Source organism: Streptomyces chiangmaiensis, assembly GCF_036281785.1.
Classification (GTDB): Bacteria; Actinomycetota; Actinomycetes; order Streptomycetales; family Streptomycetaceae; genus Streptomyces; species Streptomyces chiangmaiensis.
This window is the reverse complement of the sequence record NZ_JAYWVC010000767.1, coordinates 1-512: the sequence shown is the minus strand read 5'-3', so window position 1 is coordinate 512 and position 512 is coordinate 1. Positions and strand designations below refer to the sequence as shown.

1 protein-coding gene is annotated in these 512 nt (G+C 66.4%); it reads left to right on the top strand.

What is annotated here, in order from left to right; translation table 11 throughout:
• Nucleotides 1-512 (top strand): DNA-directed RNA polymerase subunit alpha (locus VXC91_RS46830; protein WP_329513399.1); only part of this gene is annotated, 512 nt, incomplete at both ends.

The window sequence follows — 512 nt, the reverse complement described above, 5'->3', positions numbered from 1 at the left end:
GCTGTCACCAGCATCCGCATCGACGGCGTCCTGCACGAGTTCACCACCGTGCCGGGCGTCAAGGAGGACGTCACCGACCTGATCCTCAACATCAAGCAGCTGGTCGTCTCCTCGGAGCACGACGAGCCCGTCGTGATGTACCTGCGCAAGCAGGGCCCCGGTCTGGTCACCGCCGCCGACATCGCGCCCCCGGCCGGTGTCGAGGTGCACAACCCCGACCTCGTCCTCGCCACGCTCAACGGCAAGGGCAAGCTGGAGATGGAGCTGACCGTGGAGCGCGGTCGCGGCTACGTCTCCGCGGTGCAGAACAAGCAGGTGGGTCAGGAGATCGGCCGTGTCCCGGTCGACTCGATCTACTCGCCGGTGCTCAAGGTCACGTACAAGGTCGAGGCGACCCGTGTCGAGCAGCGCACCGACTTCGACAAGCTGATCGTCGACATCGAGACCAAGCAGGCCATGCGTCCGCGTGACGCCATGGCGTCGGCCGGCAAGACCCTGGTCGAGCTGTTCGG